Origin of the sequence: Halalkalibacter suaedae (assembly GCF_017939705.1) — a bacterium.
GTDB lineage: Bacteria > Bacillota > Bacilli > Bacillales > Bacillaceae_D > Halalkalibacter > Halalkalibacter suaedae.
Map to the genome: position 1 here is coordinate 561430 of NZ_JAGKSQ010000001.1, position 20844 is coordinate 582273.

22 protein-coding genes are annotated in these 20844 nt (G+C 37.9%); 1 reads left to right on the top strand and 21 read right to left on the bottom strand.

The window, feature by feature from the left end:
* Nucleotides 1–25 precede the first annotated feature (25 nt).
* From J7W16_RS02715 to J7W16_RS02810, 20 genes are all read right to left on the bottom strand, one after another.
* On the bottom strand, nt 26–610 hold the full coding sequence (locus tag J7W16_RS02715) for a Uma2 family endonuclease (RefSeq protein WP_210595630.1): 585 nt from the start codon (nt 608–610) through the stop codon (nt 26–28).
* Between the two features lie 86 nt (nt 611–696).
* Nucleotides 697–1062 (bottom strand): flagellar protein FliT, encoded by a 366-nt coding sequence (gene fliT, locus J7W16_RS02720; protein WP_210595631.1) that lies wholly within the window; start codon nt 1060–1062, stop codon nt 697–699.
* Nucleotides 1052–1441 carry a flagellar export chaperone FliS gene (gene fliS / locus J7W16_RS02725; RefSeq protein ID WP_210595633.1) on the bottom strand — a complete coding sequence of 130 codons (390 nt, stop codon included), beginning with the start codon at nt 1439–1441 and terminating at the stop codon, nt 1052–1054. Before fliS ends, fliT begins: the two co-directional genes overlap by 11 nt.
* 24 nt (nt 1442–1465) lie before the next feature.
* Entirely contained in the window at nt 1466–3055 is a 1590-nt protein-coding gene (locus tag J7W16_RS02730; RefSeq protein WP_210595634.1) for a flagellar hook-associated protein 2, read from the bottom strand.
* A 16-nt stretch (nt 3056–3071) separates the two neighbouring features.
* On the bottom strand, nt 3072–3413 hold the full coding sequence (gene flaG / locus J7W16_RS02735; protein ID WP_210595636.1) for a flagellar protein FlaG: 342 nt from the start codon (nt 3411–3413) through the stop codon (nt 3072–3074).
* 640 nt (nt 3414–4053) lie between these two features.
* On the bottom strand, nt 4054–5283 hold the full coding sequence (gene fliB, locus J7W16_RS02740) for a flagellin lysine-N-methylase (RefSeq protein WP_210595637.1): 1230 nt from the start codon (nt 5281–5283) through the stop codon (nt 4054–4056).
* Between the two features lie 130 nt (nt 5284–5413).
* Nucleotides 5414–6241, bottom strand: a complete 828-nt coding sequence (locus J7W16_RS02745) for a flagellin N-terminal helical domain-containing protein (protein WP_210595639.1) — start codon at nt 6239–6241, stop codon at nt 5414–5416.
* A gap of 269 nt (nt 6242–6510) precedes the next feature.
* Nucleotides 6511–6732, bottom strand: a complete 222-nt coding sequence (gene csrA / locus J7W16_RS02750; protein ID WP_210595640.1) for a carbon storage regulator CsrA — start codon at nt 6730–6732, stop codon at nt 6511–6513.
* 1 nt (nt 6733) lies between these two features.
* Nucleotides 6734–7186 (bottom strand): flagellar assembly protein FliW, encoded by a 453-nt coding sequence (fliW, locus tag J7W16_RS02755; protein ID WP_210595641.1) that lies wholly within the window; start codon nt 7184–7186, stop codon nt 6734–6736.
* A 159-nt stretch (nt 7187–7345) separates the two neighbouring features.
* Nucleotides 7346–7927 (bottom strand): DUF6470 family protein, encoded by a 582-nt coding sequence (locus J7W16_RS02760; protein ID WP_210595643.1) that lies wholly within the window; start codon nt 7925–7927, stop codon nt 7346–7348.
* Between the two features lie 13 nt (nt 7928–7940).
* A complete protein-coding gene (flgL, locus tag J7W16_RS02765) occupies nt 7941–9089 on the bottom strand; it encodes a flagellar hook-associated protein FlgL (RefSeq protein WP_210595645.1) in 1149 nt (382 codons plus the stop codon).
* Between the two features lie 17 nt (nt 9090–9106).
* The gene (gene flgK / locus J7W16_RS02770; RefSeq protein ID WP_210595646.1) at nt 9107–10873 is read right to left on the bottom strand and encodes a flagellar hook-associated protein FlgK; all 1767 of its coding nucleotides are present in this window, start codon (nt 10871–10873) and stop codon (nt 9107–9109) included.
* Between the two features lie 29 nt (nt 10874–10902).
* Entirely contained in the window at nt 10903–11397 is a 495-nt protein-coding gene (locus J7W16_RS02775) for a flagellar protein FlgN (RefSeq protein WP_210595647.1), read from the bottom strand.
* 15 nt (nt 11398–11412) lie between these two features.
* Nucleotides 11413–11673, bottom strand: coding sequence for a flagellar biosynthesis anti-sigma factor FlgM (flgM, locus tag J7W16_RS02780; RefSeq protein ID WP_210595653.1), 261 nt, complete (start codon nt 11671–11673; stop codon nt 11413–11415).
* Between the two features lie 106 nt (nt 11674–11779).
* On the bottom strand, nt 11780–12208 hold the full coding sequence (locus J7W16_RS02785; protein ID WP_210595654.1) for a TIGR03826 family flagellar region protein: 429 nt from the start codon (nt 12206–12208) through the stop codon (nt 11780–11782).
* A 76-nt stretch (nt 12209–12284) separates the two neighbouring features.
* Nucleotides 12285–13001, bottom strand: coding sequence for a ComF family protein (locus J7W16_RS02790; protein WP_210595656.1), 717 nt, complete (start codon nt 12999–13001; stop codon nt 12285–12287).
* Nucleotides 12998–14347: an ATP-dependent helicase ComFA gene (locus tag J7W16_RS02795; protein ID WP_346726891.1), complete on the bottom strand. Its 1350-nt coding sequence runs from the start codon at nt 14345–14347 to the stop codon at nt 12998–13000. The genes J7W16_RS02790 and J7W16_RS02795 overlap by 4 nt, the downstream gene beginning before the upstream one ends.
* 70 nt (nt 14348–14417) lie before the next feature.
* The gene (locus J7W16_RS02800) at nt 14418–15272 is read right to left on the bottom strand and encodes a DegV family protein (RefSeq protein ID WP_210595660.1); all 855 of its coding nucleotides are present in this window, start codon (nt 15270–15272) and stop codon (nt 14418–14420) included.
* A gap of 671 nt (nt 15273–15943) precedes the next feature.
* On the bottom strand, nt 15944–16651 hold the full coding sequence (locus tag J7W16_RS02805) for a response regulator transcription factor (protein ID WP_210595662.1): 708 nt from the start codon (nt 16649–16651) through the stop codon (nt 15944–15946).
* A gap of 49 nt (nt 16652–16700) precedes the next feature.
* Nucleotides 16701–17828, bottom strand: coding sequence for a sensor histidine kinase (locus J7W16_RS02810; protein WP_210595664.1), 1128 nt, complete (start codon nt 17826–17828; stop codon nt 16701–16703).
* A 210-nt stretch (nt 17829–18038) separates the two neighbouring features.
* Here J7W16_RS02810 and J7W16_RS02815 point away from each other — a divergent pair, with 210 nt between their 5' ends.
* Nucleotides 18039–18671, top strand: a complete 633-nt coding sequence (locus J7W16_RS02815; RefSeq protein WP_210595665.1) for a YigZ family protein — start codon at nt 18039–18041, stop codon at nt 18669–18671.
* A 346-nt stretch (nt 18672–19017) separates the two neighbouring features.
* Here the strand turns inward: J7W16_RS02815 and opp4A are convergent, their stop codons facing one another.
* Entirely contained in the window at nt 19018–20841 is a 1824-nt protein-coding gene (gene opp4A, locus J7W16_RS02820) for an oligopeptide ABC transporter substrate-binding protein (RefSeq protein ID WP_210595666.1), read from the bottom strand.
* Between the last annotated feature and the right edge of the window lie 3 nt (nt 20842–20844).

A 20844-nucleotide genomic window follows, 5' to 3' on the forward strand; every position in this document is an offset into this window, starting at 1 on the left:
AGGCCAGTGAAGAAGGAATTCCTTTTCACTGGCCTTTATCTATAAATAAACTCCCTACTTCAAATTCAAAACCAGGAAGAGTATGAACAGAAATCGTTCCTCCCTTATCAAAATACGTCGGTTTTCCAAAACCATCATCTTCAAGCAAGAAAACCGTAATCAGTTGATCGCTCGGGTGTACAAGCCAGTATTCTTTCACACCATATTTCTCATATATCTTATGTTTACGGATATAGTCATTGGATGCGGTGGAAGGTGAGACAACTTCAATAATAAGATCAGGAGCACCCTTGCAGCCACGATCATCTAACTTGGTTTGGTCGCAGATGATGCTAAGGTCGGGTTGGACAACGGTATAGGTCTCGTCGTCCCTGTTCGGGTTATGACCAAGTCTAACATCAAATGGAGCAACATAGACATCACATGGGTGATTTTTTAAATAGGAATGGAAAGTAGAGACCAACTCAACAACAATTCTCTGGTGCTCTCTAGATGGTGCAGGTGTCATAGCAATAGGAACACCGTCCATGAGCTCGATTGACTCTTCTTCGGGCCAGGTTAAGTAATCCTCGTATGTATACTTCACAACGTCTTCTTGTCGCTTAGCCATTTGAACGCCTCCTATTTTCTTGTAGTATAGCATAGGAGGTAACCTAGAATAAAAAAAGAAAAACCAAGTCACTTAAATGACTTGGCTCATGTACTACGTTTATCAATAAATGCCCCTTCATTCGTTCCTACATCATAAGGGTTATCATATTTACGATTAATCTTTTTCTTGTGCTTCATCCGATCAATATCTAATTTCAACTGATTAGTTAGACGAGCTAGACCTTGCTCAATATCACGATTGAGCTTTAGTAAGTGGTTTCCTACTTGTTTCTCTTCTTCTGTTACAGCCGGGGATTGAATCAATGTGATAAACTGTTCTCTTTCTGCTAGAAGACTTTCAATAGTAGTAAAAGCCACTTCCCTCTCATCTCCATCCACCTTAGGAAAGCGATTAAGTTGATCTAGCAAACGTTCAGAAACATCAACTAACTGAAGCCAATTACGATCCATGACGCTTCTTACGATCGATCTGCAAGGCTTCCTTCCATGTATCACGGAAGTCTTTAACGAGGCCTTCAGCTTCTTTTAGTTTTACTAGGCTATTTTCTGTATTGGCTTCTGTTAATCTCGTTAAAATGAAATCGTAAAGTGCCATCATGTTTTTTCCTAGGTCTGTATCTGTTTTAAGAGTCACCATTAATTCTCTTATTATATTTTGGGCTTTGATAAGATTTTCATGTTTCAACTGAACATTATTGTCCTCAATTGCCTTAGATGATAGTGTAATAAATTTTAAACATCCGTTATAAAGCATTAGAGTTAATTCTCCTGGTGATGAAGTAACGGCTTTATTTTGTTGGTATGCTTGTTGTGGATTACTGATTGCCATAATAGTTGTTCATCTCCTTATTCATTATTGGCTCATGCCCATACCTAGTTGATTCATTAGTGCACTGCTCTGAGCATTTGCTTGGTTCATAGCCGTTTCCATTCGTGTAAATTGAGCCCAGTATCGGTCTTCAATTTGAGAGAGTCTTCTTTGAAAATCTGTAATTTGTTTATCTACGTTTGTTAATTCTTTACCTATTGTAAATTGTTGGCTTGTTCGATACTCATTTCCAGCCTTATCAACAACTTTGTCCATAACCCCTTTTAGTGAGGTTCGAAGCCTTCCGATTATTCCAGTCTCACTCTCAGTTAATGCCTTATTTGTTAGATCTGTACTTGGTAGATTATTAAATAACTGATGAACAGAATCAGGATCTTCAGCTAAAGCGGCTTTAAGCTTTGTTTCATCTATTTCTAAACGTCCTCCGGCGCGAAAATTATTGGTCGTTGTAATTCCTATTTGAGTAATTTGATTAAACTGCCCAGTTGTCTGCACAGGAGTATAAATATTATTTCTCATAGTTGTTAAGGCACTACTTAATGTTTGATCCCTTCGCAGTAAACCACTTTTAGCCTTTTCATCCCAAAGTTCAGCTTCACGTTCAGAAATTTCTTGACGTTGCTCATCTGTTAAAGGTGGAAAATCACGATAGGTTGGTTCATTTACTTTCGCTTGAATTTCAGCTATAGTTTCATTGTACTTCTCTACAAACGCCTTTATTTTATTGAAGGCATCATCAGTATTCGAGGTCACTGTTACTTGCTCAAATACCCCATTTGTTGTAGCTTTCACACTAAATGCAATGCCCCCAATAGTAATACTGTTTGATCTAGATTCCTTTTGTATAGTATCGGTTGGAAAAAGAGGATTTTGAAACTCGACATCCGCATTTTTTCCGCCTACTTCATTTCCTTGATGGATATGTAGGACGTTATTTAAAAAACTAGTATCCCCACCAAAAACTACTTGATTCGTATTTGTACCATCCTGCTTATTAAAAGTTCCGGTTTCTTTCCTTTCAATAACTAGCTTATCAAAAGCAGAGTCATAATATGCACGTACCCCTATGTCCGAGTCATTAATTTGTTTAAGCATATCATTCAAGGATTTAGACGTATCAACAGTAATTTCTGCTTTTTTTTCTACTCCATTAGCATCATATGTCGAGATAGAAAAAACACTGTTATGATAAGCACTAACATTACCAATCGATGCTCCTTGTGTATCAAGAGTGGTCGAAGCACTAAACTGCGTTGGAGGAGGATCACCTGCCACTGTAATTTTATTTTGACTAATATTCGTTGTCTTTGTGGCAATACTGTTTACTCTGAAATTATAAGTACCATTTTCTACACTTGAATTAGCTGTAGCTGTAAACATACTTGTATTTGATGAAGTTGCTTCACGAGTATTTAAATTTGAACGCAATCGAATACTCGCAGCCGACTCTTCAAGAGCACGCAATTTTAAATTCATCTCTCTATATGAATCTCTTTGCCATTCTAACGTTTGCTTTTTTTGTGAAAAACGATCCAAGGGCTGACGTTCAACTTGCATTAATTGCTTAATAATTGATTCAGTATCAATTCCGGATGCAATTCCACCTATTCTCATAAACTCTCTCTCCTTTTTAGATCTTTTTATCTATGAATAAACCCAGTGTCTCTTTCATTGCCGCATACATATCCAATAATTTTTTTGGGGGTATCTCTTTAACGACTTCGTTTGTGTTCTGATCAACAATTGTGACATAATATTCATTTAATTCCTCATGTAGATTGAATTTCAAGTTTGTATTTGTCACTTTCAGAAATTGGTTGAAGGCATCTACTTTTTTATCTAGTTCTATTTTAGAGTATGTTTGCGTTTCTTTAAATTGTCTCTCATTTACTATTCCCTCAATACCTTTCCTCTCTTTTTTTTCCAGTAAAACATCTGAAGATAATTTATAAGCACCTCTTAAAATCTCCATGTTATTACTCCCCTTCAATTTTTATTATTAATTATATCGGTTTTTTTAAAATATAATTTAGTAATTCCATAAAAGTAAACGACAAGTCTTAAAATTCTTTGATTTAAGAGATAATTCTTAAACTAATATCCATCTAAAAGAGCGGAAAAGGTAAGACGGAAGAAGTGTATATAATAAGAGGATTTAAAGTTGATGAAAGATATTAGTTAATACTAATAAGGTAAAATTCTTTAAATAGATTAATTCGAGGAGAATGGAGGAGGAAGACTTGAAGTTAAAAGATTTTAACAATAAAAGATCTCATTCGCTTATTATGTATAATTTGAAACCGAGTTTGTATGACTATTAATACACACCTGTCATAGCCGACAACGTCTCTATATTATATAATTTCACGATCAGAAAAATAACAAATTAAATTAGTTTATATGAATATTTTTTGCGTTTTTTTATTTATTCCTTAAAATGTTATTACTTTTTAATAATATTAACAAAACACCTTTTTTAAAGTTCTATAAACTAATGGTACAAGAATTCAATGTACCATTAGTTTTATTTAATGTTCGTCTAGAAATTTATTCAATACACTATTCGAAAAAGGTAAACAAAGTACTTTTATTAGATCTATTAAGTTGTTTTTTTAATTGTTAACTAAAATGGACAAATATGCCAATGTCATCATATCTTTTTCTTTCAACAAATTAATTATACTATCATAATATTTCGGGTCATGTTCAAAGGTTTTTGATAATGACTGTACAAGCTTAATAACCATTTCTATAGTGATTTCGTTTCGATGACTCGCCATTCCCACTAAGTGTATCTTTATTAGAGCATAGTTTATTATCATAATTGAATAACTATCAAATGGAGAATCACCATTTATCGGCATACAATCTTTAAATACATAATTTACAAGAAGGTTTTCTATTATATATTCATTCTCTTTCATGAAAGGCAAATAATATTTTTCATATGAATTTTCATATAGTTTCTGAGTATCTTCATCGGAACTAATATCTTCAATTTTCAAACCAGCAATCATGTCTTTTAAACATTCTAGGTATCTTTTAGAAGTAACTGTTTGGTTTAAACCTAATATTACTAGCTCTTTACATAATCGAAGGTGTATATCTTTTCTTTTGGATATTTCCGTAAAAGCACCAAGAAATGTTTCATCCTCTACGCACTTCAAATATTCACCTAAAATATTAGGTATATCCTTCAGATTATTCTTATTTATACATTCCTGAAGCTCATTATAAAATAAGCCTAGGATTAGGAGTCTCTCTTCAAGAGTATATCTCCTATCTTGGAGGATAGAGATAGTTATATATCTATACTCATTAAAATAGTCCTTCCAATCTTTAATCTCTCCCTTAAACTCGGGCAATAGACTTACAAGGCTTCTAATTTTCAATTCTTGAAAACCCTGCTCAAATTTAATCCCATCCTTGTTTAATAAAATTAATCTTGTAGCTTCAGGACATGATACAGTTAAACTTTGTTCGAATATTTGATTAACTATTCTATTTTTTCTTGGATATATAGCACATGTATTGCTTAAGTAATCTTCACCTAAATTATTATAGATATCACACAATCCTTCCCTACTTAAAAAAGAACAGTTTCCTTGATTCATTTTCATTTTTGCAGCATTAGTATTAGTAGGATTAGAGCGATTCTTAACGAGATTGTCCTTAAATCTAGACTTCATAGTAGGCTGTTTTACTTTTTTATATTTATTATACGTTTCTTTATCAATATTCACCGTCCAACCTGCACAGCATGTGTCTTCACATGCTGAACCAATACAGGAAAAAGATTTTATATATTCAGGAATTAGTGCTTCAACTAATCTAGTAGTCATTTTTAATACTCCTTTTTGAATTAATACTTATAAATAGGAAACTAAGTTCTAGTTAATTTCCTATACATAAATATTAAGGATTTTTAAAAAAAGAAAAGGAATGAAAACCATTCCTTTTCTTTTAAATATATTAACGTAATAATTGTAATACAGATTGTGGTTGTTGGTTAGCTTGTGCAAGCATTGCTTGTGAAGCTTGATTAAGAATATTATTCTTAGTAAAGTTCATCATTTCTTTAGCCATGTCTACATCCCTGATACGAGACTCTGCAGCTTGGATATTTTCCGAAGCATTATCAAGATTCTTAATAGTATGCTCTAAACGATTTTGTAATGAACCAAGATACGAACGTCCTGCAGAAACTGTTTCTAGTGCAGTTTGAACTGTTGTAATTGCAGTGTCAGCTCCGGCTTGTGTTGAGATGTCTGCAGCAGCAACTAAACCTTGTTGTGTAGTTAAATTAACACCTTCCGTAGTAAAGTTAATATCGATTGTTTGTCCAGCATCTGCACCAACATGGATCTTCCCTTTGCCATCTTCAGAACCATCTAATAATTTCTTTTGGTTGAACGTTGTATTATCTTTAATACGTCCAATTTCCTCAGAAAGTTGATCAAATTCTGCTTTTAATTGTGTACGGTCTGCATCTAGATTAGTATCATTGGCAGATTGCACAGCAAGTTCACGTTGACGTTGAAGAATTGCATGAACTTCATTTAACGCACCCTCACCTGTTTGAATCATTGAGATACCATCTTGTGCGTTTTTAGAAGCCATATCTAATCCACGAATCTGACCACGCATTTTTTCAGAGATTGCTAATCCTGCAGCATCATCGCCCGCACGGTTAATACGAAGACCAGAAGATAACTTCTCCATTGATTTACCCGCATTGTTAAGGTTAATACCCATTTGACGTTGAGAGTTCATTGCATTCATGTTATTGTTGATAATCATTATAATTTCCTCCTTGAAATTGGATCCGCCCACATCCTTGTGGTTGGATGTTCTATTAGATTTTGGAGCATTTAGCTTGATGATGTCGGCCGCCATCTTCATTGCTTCCTGCTTATTATATATATCGGTTGTCGTTTCTTGAAGTTTAGTGTTTTATAATAGTTTTTTAGTTTTTTTTAAAACTATTTTCTTCCAATAAAAAAATAACTCTTAATATCATCTAATAAGAGTTATTTTGTGCTGTTGATATTGCCTAATTATAGGTATCTCTAGGTCTTCTTATATCCCTTTAGGGCATCAAGGGATACTGTTTTTGCGGCTGCGTTATTCTCTTCCTGAATCGCTGCATATACTTCCATCCGATGTATGTCAATATTTCTCGGGGCCTCTATTCCAAGTTTTACTTGGTCACCGTCGACAGAAAGTATTTTAATTTCTATCTCGTCACCAATTTTAAGAGCCTCATTTAATTTTCGGGTTAGGACAAGCATTTTACTTTTCCTCCTTCCCTATTGTAACTGCCTCTTTGAAAATAAGATGCTTTGTTTTGTATTCACTATCACTGAGAAGGATTTGTTTTGCTTTTTGGTTTGAAATATTAATGACAATTGGTCCTTGTAGATTCGCTGTTGTCTCAACAAACGGTTCCTTTACTGTCAACATGACATATGTTGCAACATCCTCTTGTTTGTTTATATCGAGTGCTTCAATAGTAGAATCAGATAGCTTCACTTGATAGTTCACTACAAAGTCAAATGGGTTAACAAGAATGAAGGCAATCTCAACACTTGTCGTTGACTGTAAAACAAAGAAAGGCGTGTCCTGATCAAATGGATGAAGAATAAACGACGTTTCTTCCTCAAAAGCCGGCAAGCCCTGTTCAAATGTAAGTACATCCTTTTCCTCTATATTAATTGTTCCAGCATACTTCGTCTCTATTTTCATAATTTCACCTTTTCCTTCTTATCTTGTCTAAAATTATTTTGATTTTCAATACAAAAAAGTCCGTTATGAGTTCTATCATAACGGACTTTCATTGTTAGAAGCAAATAGGTCACTAAAAAAGCACGTTCTACTCTTTTTTTGTGAGTAAACTCTCTCTTATTACAACCCCTTATTCACATTGACCCCTACAGCCTCAAACGAAATCTGATTTTTCTGTGCTACATACACATCTGCCTGCCATTTCGGAATATGAATATCAGGGCTTCTTGGAGTGACTTGAATATTAGGTTCACTTTTTTGAACATTAATATTTACTTCACTCGGCTGATAGTTGAACTTCACTCTCGACATGTTTTTTGGCATGTATTCTAGTGTTAGTTGTTTTTCAGGCTTTTGACTATTTTGTTTAGCGAGTTGCGGTATCGCTTCTCCGCCATTTTCAATTCTCATCAGCTGATTCGTTTGCTGGGCGGTTTTCGCGATGTATTGATAGACGGTATTTTTGCTATCATTTAAAAACTCTTTACTTAACCGCAAAGGTGTTTTTAAATTCGCATCAGCAAATGCCTCTCTTTGATCAATCGTAAGCTTCGAGTCAGAGGTGCTAATCTTCATTAACCCAGTATGCTCTTGACTAATCTGCATATCCGCATGATGCTGATTAATCTGAATCGGTTGGCGATTAGATTGTAAGTTAATTTTAGCGTGTGTTTGCTGTATTTGAATTGATGGCAGTTGCATCAATAATCACCCTTTAACGTAGGAAATCCATTAATGTTGGCTGAATAATTCTTGCACCAGAAGCAAGTGCCGCACGGTGGACGCTTTCTTGTGTTGTTAGATCAATAATAACCTGTTCCATATCAGCGTCTTCATTATCAGACATGATTCGTTTTGCTGTAACTTCTTGTCCCATTAGACGATTTTCCATCATTTCAATACGGTTGACTCTTGCTCCAAGTTCAGCACGTTCAGATACAAATTGGTTGATATGTCCAAACATATTATCAATATACCCTGTTAATTCAGGTCCCTTAACATTTCCATCTTCAAGTGCTTTTTCTAAGCGGATAATGTCACCGAAAAGAGCATTGCTGAACACATTCGCTGGATTAACGTTAACTGGAACCGTCACACCCTTCATCAACTCTATTTCAACGTTTTGAGTATTAATTGAAATTGAATCACGATTTGCAACAACGACATCATTTGTACGAAGGGTTTCCTCTACTCTTGGAGCTGTAGGGTCTTCCATATTTGGTTTAGAGAACACAGCCTGTTGACCATCAGCTGAGACGGTTAGTTGATTATCAGCATTTGAAATGTCCTCAAAAATCTGTACGCCTTCAGCCGTTGTTTCTGAATGTCTAAATGTCTTTCCATTATAGACAAGATCAACTGAGTCAGGGTTTGCAATTGAACCGTTCGTTAAATCAGTAATTGAATAGTTCATTTTCTCCATATCAATGACTGGAGCTGTTGTTGTATTTGTACCATTAAAAATATATTTATTGCTATTTTTCGTATTAGCTAAAGATTGTAGATGTTCTCTAAGCTGCTTAACCTCTTTAGAGATATTAGCTCGTTCTGTTTCATTGTACGTATCATTTGATGCTTGTGTCGCAAGCTCACGGATTCGTTGGAGTACCTGTGTCCCTTGGTCAAGTGCCTCATCAGCTGTTTCTAACCAGTTATACACTTCACCTAAGTTTCTCTTGAATTGATCAACTTCTAGTACCTGCGTTCGGTAACGCATTCCCTTCATTGCAACAACAGGGTCCTGTGAAGCACGAGTGATTTTTTTACCTGTAGCTAGCTGATCTTGAGTCGTTGCTAATTTGCTATATCCATTACTAATATGGCTTAATGTGCTATTTGAAAGCATTGCTTGTGTTACACGCATGATCTCACCTACTCCTTTTATCTACCGACAACACCCATGTTGTTTATAATACGATCGAGCATTTCATCAACCATTGTAATATTTCTTGCTGCAGCGTTATACGCGTGTTGGTATTGAATCATCATCGTCATTTCTTCATCAACTGACACATTGCTGACTGATTGTCTTCGGAAATCAATGCTTTCCTTTAACGCTTCTGAACTATTCGTCATTCTTAATGCTTCCTGAGTATTAACCGCCATATCACCGATAACCCCTTGATAATAGCTACTAATTGTTCCAGTATCGTTATTAAATTGTAACGAAGTATCCTTGATATCTGCGAGTCTCTTGGCATTCGAGCCATCCCCAGAAAAGGCTGCCCAGTTGCCATTTATGAAATTCACCTTATAGTCAGGATTAGCGGGATCTGACTCGTTAAGAAATGCTTGAATCTGAGCATAATCCCTTGGTGATGCTGCGAGTAAGTCTTTGTATTCTTGCTTTTTTTCTTCTGAAACAATTTGATCGATACTTACGCCAGCTGCAGCGATATTATCAAGACTTGCTCGAACTGTTGCATCAAGCTTGATTGCCTTTGCTGCTCCTACACCGGCCGTCACTGCTGATAAATCGAATAGGTCCCCACCGATTTTTACTTCACCGTTACTATTAGGTAATGTAAATCCGATATTATGGACATTGTTCATTTCAGTTGCAAATACTTCAGCAATGCCATTTAACTCTTTTAAAATATCAGGGAATACACCTTTAACTTGATTACTAGCATCTAGATAGCCATGTGCCTCAACTAATGCCTTCATCTCACCTCTAGGCATTTTTTCAAGATCAATTGTATATTCATTAACTTGATTTGTCGTGTTCCCGTTTGCGTCAACAACAACAGTTGGCTCTGAATCAACAAAAGCGAATTTATTAACAGCCGTTTGGTCATTAGCAAATTCCATCGAAAGTTCTTTATAAGCTGCAGCACCTGTACCATCAACTAGCTTAAGTGGCTGACCAGTTAACTGGTTCATATATGGTTGTCCTGCATCATCAATTAGTGTCACAGTAACTGCACCCTCAGCAGATGGATTAGCATTTCCACCACTTTTCTCGCGATCTGCTTTTATATTGATAATTCGAGAGAGTTGCCCAAGTATTGAGTCCTGTTGATCATACAAGTCATTCGTGACATAGCCATTTGGTTCAACTGCTCGTACTTGAGCATTAATGCTGTCTAATTGGCTTAATAATGAGTTAACCTCTGCATTTGTTACGTTAATCTCATTTTTATAATCATTTTGAATCGTTGCTAGTGAGTCGTGCATATAGTTAAATGTTTCTGCAACAGCAACGGCCCGTTGACGGACAACCGAGCGTGCACCCGAGTCTTCAGGGTCAACTGTCAAATCTTGAAGTGATGTCCAGAAGAGATTGATTTGGTTATTCAAGCCTTCCTCTGATGGCTCATTCAAAATATCCTCCATTTTCTCAAGAGAGACGTGCCTTGAATCCCAGTAGGCCTGCTTATTATTTTCATTACGATACTGAATATCTAAAAACTGGTCACGAACACGTTGGATGGAGTCTGCCTTAACACCTGTTCCAATTTGTCCTGGCATTTTCGGGGCATTTAAACCAACGCCTGGATATGGCTCTGTTGTTTTGAAGTTTACTCGTTGACGAGAGTAGCCTTCTGTATTCGCATTCGCGATATTATGTCCTGTTGTATGCAAAGCAGACTGCTGTGTCATCATCGCACGTCTTGCTGTCTCTAAACCATGGAACGTTGATTGCATGTCCATTTTCCTCCGCTTCTACTAGTCCTTTAAGCTTTTGAATCAAATAAAGAGCGACCCCGTTCAAACGGCTTGTCATCTCGATGTCTAGGACTATAGCTAATGTCCTCTTTGTGTGGCACCATCAAATCAAGGGAAAGATTAACAAAACGCAGCGATTCTTCGATTAATGATTGATTTAAATCATTGACAGTCTTTAAATTAACCGCCTGTGCAATAATCGCTTCTTGTAGCTTGGATAGCTGCTGCTGTTCTGTCTCTGTTACATAGTTCTTAATATCGCTGATCGTTGCGTTTTCTGTTGCCTCGCCCTTTTCTTGCAGAAATGTCTGAACAACTCTTGAACGAAGAACCTCAGTTGTCTCAAGCTTACGAACAAGCTTCGTTTCCTCACGAACAAGTGCTTCAATTGAGGGCATGTCGCCACTTTTTATTTTTTCTATTTTACTTTCAGCGATTGTCAGTAATTGGTGGTGAATCTCATCAATTCGTTCTAATAATTGAACAATGGCTTGTAGCGACATGTCTATCCCTCCTTTTTACTCATTCCAATAATCATAAAACTTTGCTGCAACTGCTTGAGCGTCAACCTTATACTCGCCTGCTTCGATCTTTTGCTTTAGGGCATCGACCTTGGCTTGACGTGCAGGATCGACCTGCGTGACTTGCTGCATCTTCAACGCTTCTGTTGAGATTTCGAGCTTGTCACTTTTCGCTTTGATATCATATGCCTTCTCAGTCTTATCCACTTGCTTCTTGTACGGATTTTGTTGAACGGAAAGATATGGATTGATTTTCATATTGTGCACCTCTTTCTATACGTTTTCTATTAGTGTTATTTTCTCCATTAAAAAACGCACCGATACTTAGTACTATTTATATCGGCACGCTTTTATAAAATGTTAACTACTTTTTATTGAGTCGATCATTTAAAGATGAATACGCTCTAGATTTATTTTCTTCCTTTTTCTTAAGTTCATTAAAATCGTTTTCTTTCTGGATCGCTTCAAGTCCACTCGTTATATTCCCTTTACACCCACCGCATAAACGTCCTTCTTTAATCGTGTTCCCACATGATTCACATGGGTAACCTAGATTAGGAAAGCTCGTTGCTAAAATGCGGCCTTCACGAATGAATTGGTGTAGGACATCAATTGGAACTTCGGTCTTCGCATGAACTTCTTGAATCGTTGCCATTCGATTCTGTTTTTTACGCATGAATTTAGACACCGTTTCATACTGCAGCTCCTGCTCTCTATAACAATTATTACACAGCGGACGTAATGCCTTGACAAAGATCCCTCCACATTTAGGACAATTCGCTACTTCTTGCATATATCTGCACCCTTTCATTTGTTGTTATATATCTTAGCAAGAGGCAATCTGTCATTGTTCTAAACAGTAGATTGATTTACCTTGCAACCGTTAATGAAGCCACTTTCTCTACCCCTGCTTCACGTAACGTTCTTGCCGCTTGCCTGATAGTTGTACCTGTAGTATATATATCGTCAATTAATAAAATTTTTTCAGCTTTAATCAGATTTAACTTGTCAGCATTTAAAGTAAACGGATTGACATTGACCTGGCGAAGCCGTTCCTTTCTATTTTTCTTGCTTTGCTTTTCGCCTGATGTTCTAGAGAGTATTGGATGGTCTACGGCCCAGCCCTCCATCATTAAAGCGGATTGATTAAAGCCTCTTGTCAGCAGCCGTTCCTCACTTAGTGGAATCGCAACAGGTAAATACCCCATAAATTCCTGATTATAGACTGATGCCAGTTTTTCACTGAAAAAGATCGCTGCCGCGGCATCGCCTCGAAACTTAAAGGTTGTTAACCACTCTTTTAGAAACGAATTGTACTCATACAGAGACCGATTCCGCTCAAGTAAGCCATTTGTGTCAGCTCGCGACTCCCAGCGTAGACAATCTAGACATCGGTCCTCTTTCTTATAGTCCTCATGAACATCAATCAAAGAACGTGAACAAAGAACACAGCAATCCGTTCTTATAAGTGGTGAAAGCTTAGCCTCACATTGACCACATATTCGTTCAGGATTTTTCAGCAAAAGGATTTTGCTCCAGCTAGGTGCTTCAAAAAAAGACTCATGACATACTAAACAGCGACTCATTTAAACCCAGCCTCTTTATTCATGTTTTCAATTTGCTGTTTCGCCTTCATCATCGCTTTCGTTTTTCCATTATGAAAAAAGCATATATCTCCTTGAGGATAATCAGGGTGTCGGCCAACGCGACCGGAAATTTGAACAAGAGCCGCTTCTGTAAAGACATCATTTTCTGATCCAAGTACAGCCACTTGAACATTCGTAAATGTGACCCCTCTTTCTAGAATGGTTGTTGTTAAGAGAAGAGGAATTTGTTGATTACGGAACTGTGTGATCTTCTCATGCCGCTCCGGATCCTCGGCATGGACGGTTTGATGGGAGAAGCTTTCGTTGTGTAAAAAGGCTGATGTTAGCTGAAGGGTATTAATTGATGGTATGAATAGGAGGAGAGGTTTATTTTGTGCCAGGTTTTCGGCTAGCCATTTGTTTAAGCCATTTGGCCATTTGTTATTGGTTACTTTCTTGAACCAATTTCCAGTCCATTGGAACCTGGGAACAGGGAGTGGGTGATTGTGAAAGCGTCTGGGGATTTTAATTGTTTCAATGTCGGATGATTGAAGTAAGGTGTGATCTGGGGTTGCACTTAAGTAAATCAAAGCAGAAAGTTGTTTTTGGGCTTGTTCGACCGCATACTGCAAGCTTTGATCAAACGAAAAAGGAAAGGCATCAACCTCATCGACGATCACGACATCAAATGCTCTGTAAAATCGCATCACCTGATGGGTTGTTGCAATGACAAGCTGGGCATCTGGAGCTCTGTCTTTGCTGCCACCGTAGAGTGCTGACATTTTAATCAAGGGAAAGCTTTTCTTGAGTCTTGGATAAAGCTCTTTGACAACATCTGTCCGCGGTGTTGCAAGAAGCACTCGATGGCCATGAAGAAAAGCTTCAGCAAGTCCTTCAAATAGCACCTCTGTTTTTCCAGCTCCACAAACGGCCCACACTAGCATTGATTTCTGATTGATCACTGCCTGCCTCACTTGCTTTGAAGCATGTCGCTGGCCTGACGAAAGCTCACCTTCCCAAGTGAGTGCTGCTTCAACTTTCGGAAATGGGAGTTGGGGCCCTGTCCAGCGATAGAGCATTTGACAACTGCTTATTTTTCCAAGAGTGAGACAATGTCGACAATACATACATTTGCTGCTTTGGCATTTTGCACAAGGATGAGACCCGAGTAAGGATTTATCTTTATTTCCACAACGGCGGCATAAGATCTTGCCGTTTTTGTTAATAAGACCTGTTTCTAGCATGAGCGTTTGATTTTCAATAAGTGGCTGTAGTTCATGCTTAGGAAAGGGAATTTCTGTACGAAGCAATCGTTTGCCAAGCATAAAAAGTTGAATTAACTCCACGTGAACACATCCTTTTTTCCATAATAAAAGAGCATAACAGAAAAAGTCTGTCATGCTCTAGGATGATAGATTATAATTGCTTGTTCCATGAAACACCAAGACTACCCGCACCTAAGTGGGTGCCAATAACTGGTCCGAAATAACTAATTGAAACGGTGACATTGCTAAATGAATCTCTGATAGATTTAGCAAGATCCTCTGCTCCATCAGGTCGATTAGCATGAATGACCGTGACTGAGAGTGGTTCACCTTTGTTGACATCTTCCTCTAACAGTTGCTTAATTCGAGCAAGAGCTTTCTTCTCTGTCCTTACTTTTTCAAACGGAACAATTTGTCCTTCTTCAAAGTGAAGAATCGGTTTAATCTTTAATAAATTACCAACAATCAGTTGAGCAGCTGATAGACGTCCACCTCTGTGCAAATGATTAAGATCATCAACCATAAAATAAGCACGCGACGTTTCCTGTAATGCTCGTAGCTCACTATAGATTTCTTCTGCACTCATTCCTTCATTCGCCATTTTAGCAGCAGCTAATACAAAGTAACCTTGAGGAGCACAGCTAATTTCAGAATCAAAACCAATTAGTTCAATCCCATCAACCATCTCTCCAGCGGCTAATGCCGATTGAAACGTCCCACTAATTTTACTAGATAAATGAATGGCAATCACTTGCTTAATGCCATCCTTGACCAACTGTTCAAACAAAGCAACAAACTGCCCAATCGCCGGTTGTGACGTAGTAGGCAAATCTTCAATCTCCAAAATCTTATCGTAAAATTCCTCGGTTGTTAAATCTGTCTCCTCTTGAAACGACTCATTCCCAAACACGACATTTAAAGGAACCATGTGAATGCCTAAATCCCGACGAACATCTTCACTCAAATAGGCTGTACTATCTGTTACAACAGCAACTGTTCTCTCCATAATAGCTCCTCACTTTTCTATTCCCAATACAAATTTTAACATACATTACTACTCTACAACTAAATACCCCTGCTTTCAACTAGAACCTTTCAGCTCGACACGAGTTTTAAAACAGGAGAAGCGTACCTCCTACCACATCTCATCTCAACCGAAGAAAGTTGACCGAGGCGAGCCTAGAGGTTCTTGCCCCACCTCCATCACACCACTCTCACCCTTTGTTAATGATTCAATCAAGAAAGACAAATGTCTTTCCCCCTCTCCTCAACAAAGGGAGCCGAAACAGCAATGCACGGTTGAAGTATACATACAGAGAGGTGCACCAACTAAGGATCAAATTATTGGGGAAACCTATAGCAAGTGCAATTCATACGGACATTGAGTCCCTTATTTGCCTAAAATACCTCATATCTTCATATTAACGGACATTTGATCCGTTATTTCATATAAAAGTATAAAATTTTGAAGCCTCGGCATTAAATAAAGGACTAAATGTCCGTTACCACTTCATTTTTCACTTTTTCGATGAATTAGCGGAACAAATGTCCGTAAAATAACCTTCACCTTGAAATTGGCAGAACGAGTCCAACCTTAATCTCTAGCATTAACTAACTTTCATTGTTATAGCTCCTTAGCAAAAAAAGATGACCTCCTCCCAGAGATCATCCAATCAGCTATCTAACAATGACATAACCTTTTTTAATCGCTTCAACAACCGCCTGCGTTCGGTCATTCACACTCATCTTTTGAAGAATATTACTAACGTGGTTTTTAACCGTTTTCTCACTGATATACAGCGATTCACCAATTGCACGGTTGCTTTGTCCGTCGGTCATTAGCTGCAAGACTTCACATTCACGACGAGTCAACATATGTAATGGCTTACGATATTCGACTTCTCTGTATCCGATTGAATCCTCGTGCTGCTCATCTTCTCCTGCAAGACGGCGGTAGTCATTTATTAAATTACGTGTTACCTTCGGATGAATGTAAGCTCCTCCAGCAGCAACGACTTTCACTGCTTCAATTAATGCAGCAGCATCCATCTCTTTAAGCAGATAGCCTAAAGCACCTGTTTTCAATACATGATTAACATAGGATTCATCATCATGAATGGATAGGATTAATACTTTTACATCTGGGAATCGCTCGATTAACTCTCTTGTCGCGTCAACGCCGTTCATGTGAGGCATATTAATATCCATCAAAATCACGTCAGGCTGATACGTCTCAACTAGATCCATAGCTTGTGATCCGTCATTGCCGTCAGCAACAATATCAAATTCTTCTTCCATTGCAAGAATTCGTTTAACTCCTTCACGGAATAATTGATGGTCATCGATGATCACTATTTTTATTTTTTTCTTTTCGATTTGGATCATTAAGATCTCACCTCTCTGCTAAACAATAATAGTTTTATAGATTAATGCATTACTTTTCATTTAATGGTATTCCAATGATGACCAATGTCCCTTGATTTGGTTTTGATTGGATATTCATTTCTCCTTTAATCATGTTGATTCGCTCACGCATACCAATTAAGCCAAATGATCCTGCCTTTTTGACCTTTGGATTGAAGCCTTTGCCATTGTCTTTAATTATCATTATAACCTTAGTCGGTTTAATTTCAATTTTCACTTGGATTTCAGTAGGTTGGCCGTGCTTATAGGCATTTTGAACTGCTTCCTGGACAAGACGGAATGAAGCAATCTCTAGTTGTTGAGGCAGCCTTTGGGCTCGTCCAACATGAGTAAACTCAACAATGACACCATTATGGTCTTCAAAGGTCTTCAAATATTTTGCGAGAGTTGGGATTAATCCAAGATCATCTAACGCCATTGGTCGTAAATCATATATGATCCTTCTTACTTCTGCAAGGGAGGATTTTACCATTTTTCGTAGGTCTCGAATTTCATTCAGCGCTTCTTCGATTCCCTTTTCGCGATAAATTCGTTCTATTAGATCAGACCGCAAAAGAACATTTGCCATCATTTGAGCAGGTCCATCATGTATTTCTCTAGATAACTTCTTTCTTTCAGCTTCTTGGGCCTCGATAATCTGTAATCCAAATGCCTGCTTTTCCTTGGCATCCTCAATCACATCACCAATCACCTTCAAATCACTAGCTAAAAAATTATAGACAACTGACATTTGGCTTGCGAGCTGCTCAGCTCTCTCAACAGTATCCTTCAGATTCCCTAAACGTCGTTCAATCTGATCACGACGTTCTCTGAGCTGCAGTTCTTCCTGTTCAAGAACAGCCAATTTCACTTGAAAGTCATTTGCCTGCTCATAGGCCGCTCGCACTTCATCATTCGAATATTTAGCAAAATCTCTACTTACCTCTAGTAAACGAGTACGTGCCATTCGGGAGTGGAGTCGCATACGGTCAGACTGATCGATCACCGAACCAACCTTTATCCTGACTTCTATTAATTCTCTTTCAAGTGCAGATAGTTCCTGCCTAGATTGCTCGCCAATTTGAAATATTTGTTCACGACTTGCATCAACGGTTTCCAATGTTTTATCTAAAATCAAATCGAGGGACTTTTCATTCATAAGCTCATCAACCTCTTTCTCAGGAGCAGCCTCCAAGGCATTGCCACATACTAAACATTTCGTTATCCTTATATTACATCATTTTCAGATGAATAGGCAGGATAATTCTATTATATCTAGTCCGATGAGCTTCATACATACTGTACCAGAATAACATTACATTTAGATGACGTATTTTTGTAAAAATCTCTAAAAGCGAGGGGAAATACTGTGTTAGCTTCATATCAAACCGTAAAAGAATCTGGCTCTCATGAAATTATTATTCAGAAATCACGATTTATCGCACACTTTAACCGAGTACAAACAGAAGAAGAGGCTCAAAGCTATATTGAAAGAATTAAAAAAGAACATTGGAATGCGAATCATAACTGTTCCGCCTACTTAATCGGCGAACGCGATGAAATCCAAAAAGCGAATGACGACGGGGAGCCAAGTGGAACGGCAGGTGTGCCGATGCTGGAGGTATTAAAGAAACGCCAGCTAAAGGATACTGTCGTTGTTGTAACAAGGTATTTCGGCGGAATTAAATTAGGTGCTGGTGGCTTGATTCGTGCATACGGTGGCTCGGTTAGCGAGGGGCTTAACGCCATTGGTGTTGTCGAACGTTCATTAATGAACATAGTCCACACCGAAATTGATTATCATTGGCTCGGAAAAGTTGAACACGCTCTACGTGAATCGAGCTATCGTATGAAAGGAACCGACTATGTTGAAAAAGTTGATGTCCAAACCTATGTCCCAGTTGGAGAAGTCGACACCTTTATTGAATGGATGACTAATTTAACGAATGGCCAGGCAGAGGTAAGAATTGGTGATGAGGCTTATTTAGAAACAGATATTTAAAAAGCGTTGTTTTTCCTGATACGGTTTAAGAACTCTTTACGGACATTAGATCCCTTAAATCTCATTAAATCTCCTTTTTAAAAGGATTAGGGACATATGATCCGTTATTTCATATAAATCTTAAAAAAATGACAGCTAGGACACTAAATAAAGGATTAAATGTCCGTTACTACACGATTTATCGCTTTTTCCCACTATTTAGCGGAACAAATGTCCGCAACTAACCTTTAGGATCGTAAACTTGACCATTTACCTATAAAAAAACTGAATCATCATAGAATCTCTACCAACTAACAAAAAAAGAAGCATCACCTCTAAATGAGGGATGCTTCTTTTTTATATTCGATTACTCAGCAATTGGAGTTTCTTGCGTTACAGCAATCTCATATAGGTACATATTAGTACCATCACCGATTGAGTAGTTGTGTACACGATTGTTTACAGGAACTACTGCTGCACGGTAAAGTGTTGGGAATGCAGGAATTTCATCAACCATAAGTTGTTGCCATTGGTTGTAAATGTCTTTACGGTAGTCAACGTCAAATGCTTCTTCAGAAACACCTTCAGCTAACAAGCGATCGTTTTCTTCACTAGCATAACGAGTGTAGTTATAAGGAGCTGTACGTCCGTATAATCCAGTCGGATCAACATCGATACCTACACCCCATGCACCTTGATAAATATCAATTGCAGGATCATCTGCTTCAACACGATCATAGAACGTATTGAATTCTTGTAAACGACCATCTAATAATTGTACATTCAAGCCGACTTCTTTCCAAGCTTGGATGTAATATTGTGATAATGGCTCAGCAATATCGTCACCACTCATTGAAGCGAAGTTAATTACAAGTGGATTTCCGTCTTTATCTTCACGGATTCCATCGCCATCAACATCTTCATATCCAGCTTCATCAAGAAGTGCATTTGCAGCTTCTGGATCATATGCTACACCAGCGTTTGATGCATCATGGAATTCTGGATGAGATGGTGGAATTAATGTTGTTGCGTTCCAACGTAGGCCATGGTAGAACTGCTCACCAACTGTTTGGTTATCAACTGCATGCCACATTGCTTTACGTAGGTTCACATCAGCCATTTTTGCTTCTGGATCAGGAATTACTTCACCAGCTTCAGCATCCCACTTACCAAGTTTGAAACCAATGTAAGTGTACGCACGATCAGTCATACCTAGGAATTCAACGTTTGACATGTCAGCATTATCAGGGAATTGGTTTACTGGGAATGAATCAACAGTATCAACATCACCTGATTTAAGTGCTTGAACAACAACGTTCGGGTTAATAACTTTTAAGACAACTTCATCTAGGTTTGGCTCACCGCGCCAGTAGTCTTCGTTCTTCGTGTAAACAACAGACTCACCAGGAACAATGCTATCTACTTTAAACGGACCAAAACCGATTGGGTTCTGTCTTACTGCATCAGATGCAGACATTTCAGCAACTTCCATTTCACCAAAAATATGCTTAGCTAGCGGGTATGTCCAAATTGAACCCGTAACTAGTGATGGTGATGAATTAATATAAGTAATTTCTAGTGTTTTTTCGTCAATTACTTTAATACCAGAAATAGAATCAGCTTCACCAGCGTGGTATGCTTCCATACCTTCGATGTTAGTGAAATCAGCACCATAACGAGGACCGTCATAGTCAGGGTGTCCAATCACTAAGTGAGCAAACTCCCAATCTTCAGCCGTTACAGGCTGACCATCATGCCAATTTACATTATCTTTGATTGTAAATGTGAATGTACGGCCATCTTCAGCAACTTCATATGTTGCAGCACCATCTTGAGTGTACACATAGTTAGCATCCCAAGTTAGAAGTGCTTCATCAAACCAAGCAAGTACTTCTGCATCTGGACCACCAGAATAGAAGTTCCAGTTTAATGTCCCTTCAAAAGCCGTATCAGAAACTAGTCCATAAGTAAATGAACCACCTTCCATTGCTTCACCTTCATTTGTCTTGATTTGGCTAAAGTCGTCAATTGAATAAAGACCCTCTTTAGACGTATCTTCAGTTGTTTCATCAGTTGAATCCGCATCGTTGTTCTGTGCAGATTCTTCGTCTCCACCGCCACAAGCAGCAAGTGTAAGCAATAGTACAAGCATAAGAGCAAGTAATGCTTTAGTAAACTTAGACTTTCCCATCAT

Excerpts from the sequence above, each read along its gene's own strand:
- J7W16_RS02715 (WP_210595630.1), bottom strand. The coding sequence starts at position 610 with ATGGCTAAGCGACAAGAAGACGTTGTGAAGTATACATACGAGGATTAC.
- fliT (WP_210595631.1), bottom strand. The coding sequence starts at position 1,062 with ATGGATCGTAATTGGCTTCAGTTAGTTGATGTTTCTGAACGTTTGCTA.
- fliS (WP_210595633.1), bottom strand. The coding sequence starts at position 1,441 with ATGGCAATCAGTAATCCACAACAAGCATACCAACAAAATAAAGCCGTT.
- J7W16_RS02730 (WP_210595634.1), bottom strand. The coding sequence starts at position 3,055 with ATGAGAATAGGTGGAATTGCATCCGGAATTGATACTGAATCAATTATT.
- flaG (WP_210595636.1), bottom strand. The coding sequence starts at position 3,413 with ATGGAGATTTTAAGAGGTGCTTATAAATTATCTTCAGATGTTTTACTG.
- fliB (WP_210595637.1), bottom strand. The coding sequence starts at position 5,283 with ATGACTACTAGATTAGTTGAAGCACTAATTCCTGAATATATAAAATCT.
- J7W16_RS02745 (WP_210595639.1), bottom strand. The coding sequence starts at position 6,241 with ATGATTATCAACAATAACATGAATGCAATGAACTCTCAACGTCAAATG.
- csrA (WP_210595640.1), bottom strand. The coding sequence starts at position 6,732 with ATGCTTGTCCTAACCCGAAAATTAAATGAGGCTCTTAAAATTGGTGAC.
- fliW (WP_210595641.1), bottom strand. The coding sequence starts at position 7,186 with ATGAAAATAGAGACGAAGTATGCTGGAACAATTAATATAGAGGAAAAG.
- J7W16_RS02760 (WP_210595643.1), bottom strand. The coding sequence starts at position 7,927 with ATGCAACTGCCATCAATTCAAATACAGCAAACACACGCTAAAATTAAC.
- flgL (WP_210595645.1), bottom strand. The coding sequence starts at position 9,089 with ATGCGTGTAACACAAGCAATGCTTTCAAATAGCACATTAAGCCATATT.
- flgK (WP_210595646.1), bottom strand. The coding sequence starts at position 10,873 with ATGCAATCAACGTTCCATGGTTTAGAGACAGCAAGACGTGCGATGATG.
- J7W16_RS02775 (WP_210595647.1), bottom strand. The coding sequence starts at position 11,397 with ATGTCGCTACAAGCCATTGTTCAATTATTAGAACGAATTGATGAGATT.
- flgM (WP_210595653.1), bottom strand. The coding sequence starts at position 11,673 with ATGAAAATCAATCCATATCTTTCCGTTCAACAAAATCCGTACAAGAAG.
- J7W16_RS02785 (WP_210595654.1), bottom strand. The coding sequence starts at position 12,208 with ATGCAAGAAGTAGCGAATTGTCCTAAATGTGGAGGGATCTTTGTCAAG.
- J7W16_RS02790 (WP_210595656.1), bottom strand. The coding sequence starts at position 13,001 with ATGAGTCGCTGTTTAGTATGTCATGAGTCTTTTTTTGAAGCACCTAGC.
- J7W16_RS02800 (WP_210595660.1), bottom strand. The coding sequence starts at position 15,272 with ATGGAGAGAACAGTTGCTGTTGTAACAGATAGTACAGCCTATTTGAGT.
- J7W16_RS02805 (WP_210595662.1), bottom strand. The coding sequence starts at position 16,651 with ATGATCCAAATCGAAAAGAAAAAAATAAAAATAGTGATCATCGATGAC.
- J7W16_RS02810 (WP_210595664.1), bottom strand. The coding sequence starts at position 17,828 with ATGAATGAAAAGTCCCTCGATTTGATTTTAGATAAAACATTGGAAACC.
- opp4A (WP_210595666.1), bottom strand. The coding sequence starts at position 20,841 with ATGGGAAAGTCTAAGTTTACTAAAGCATTACTTGCTCTTATGCTTGTA.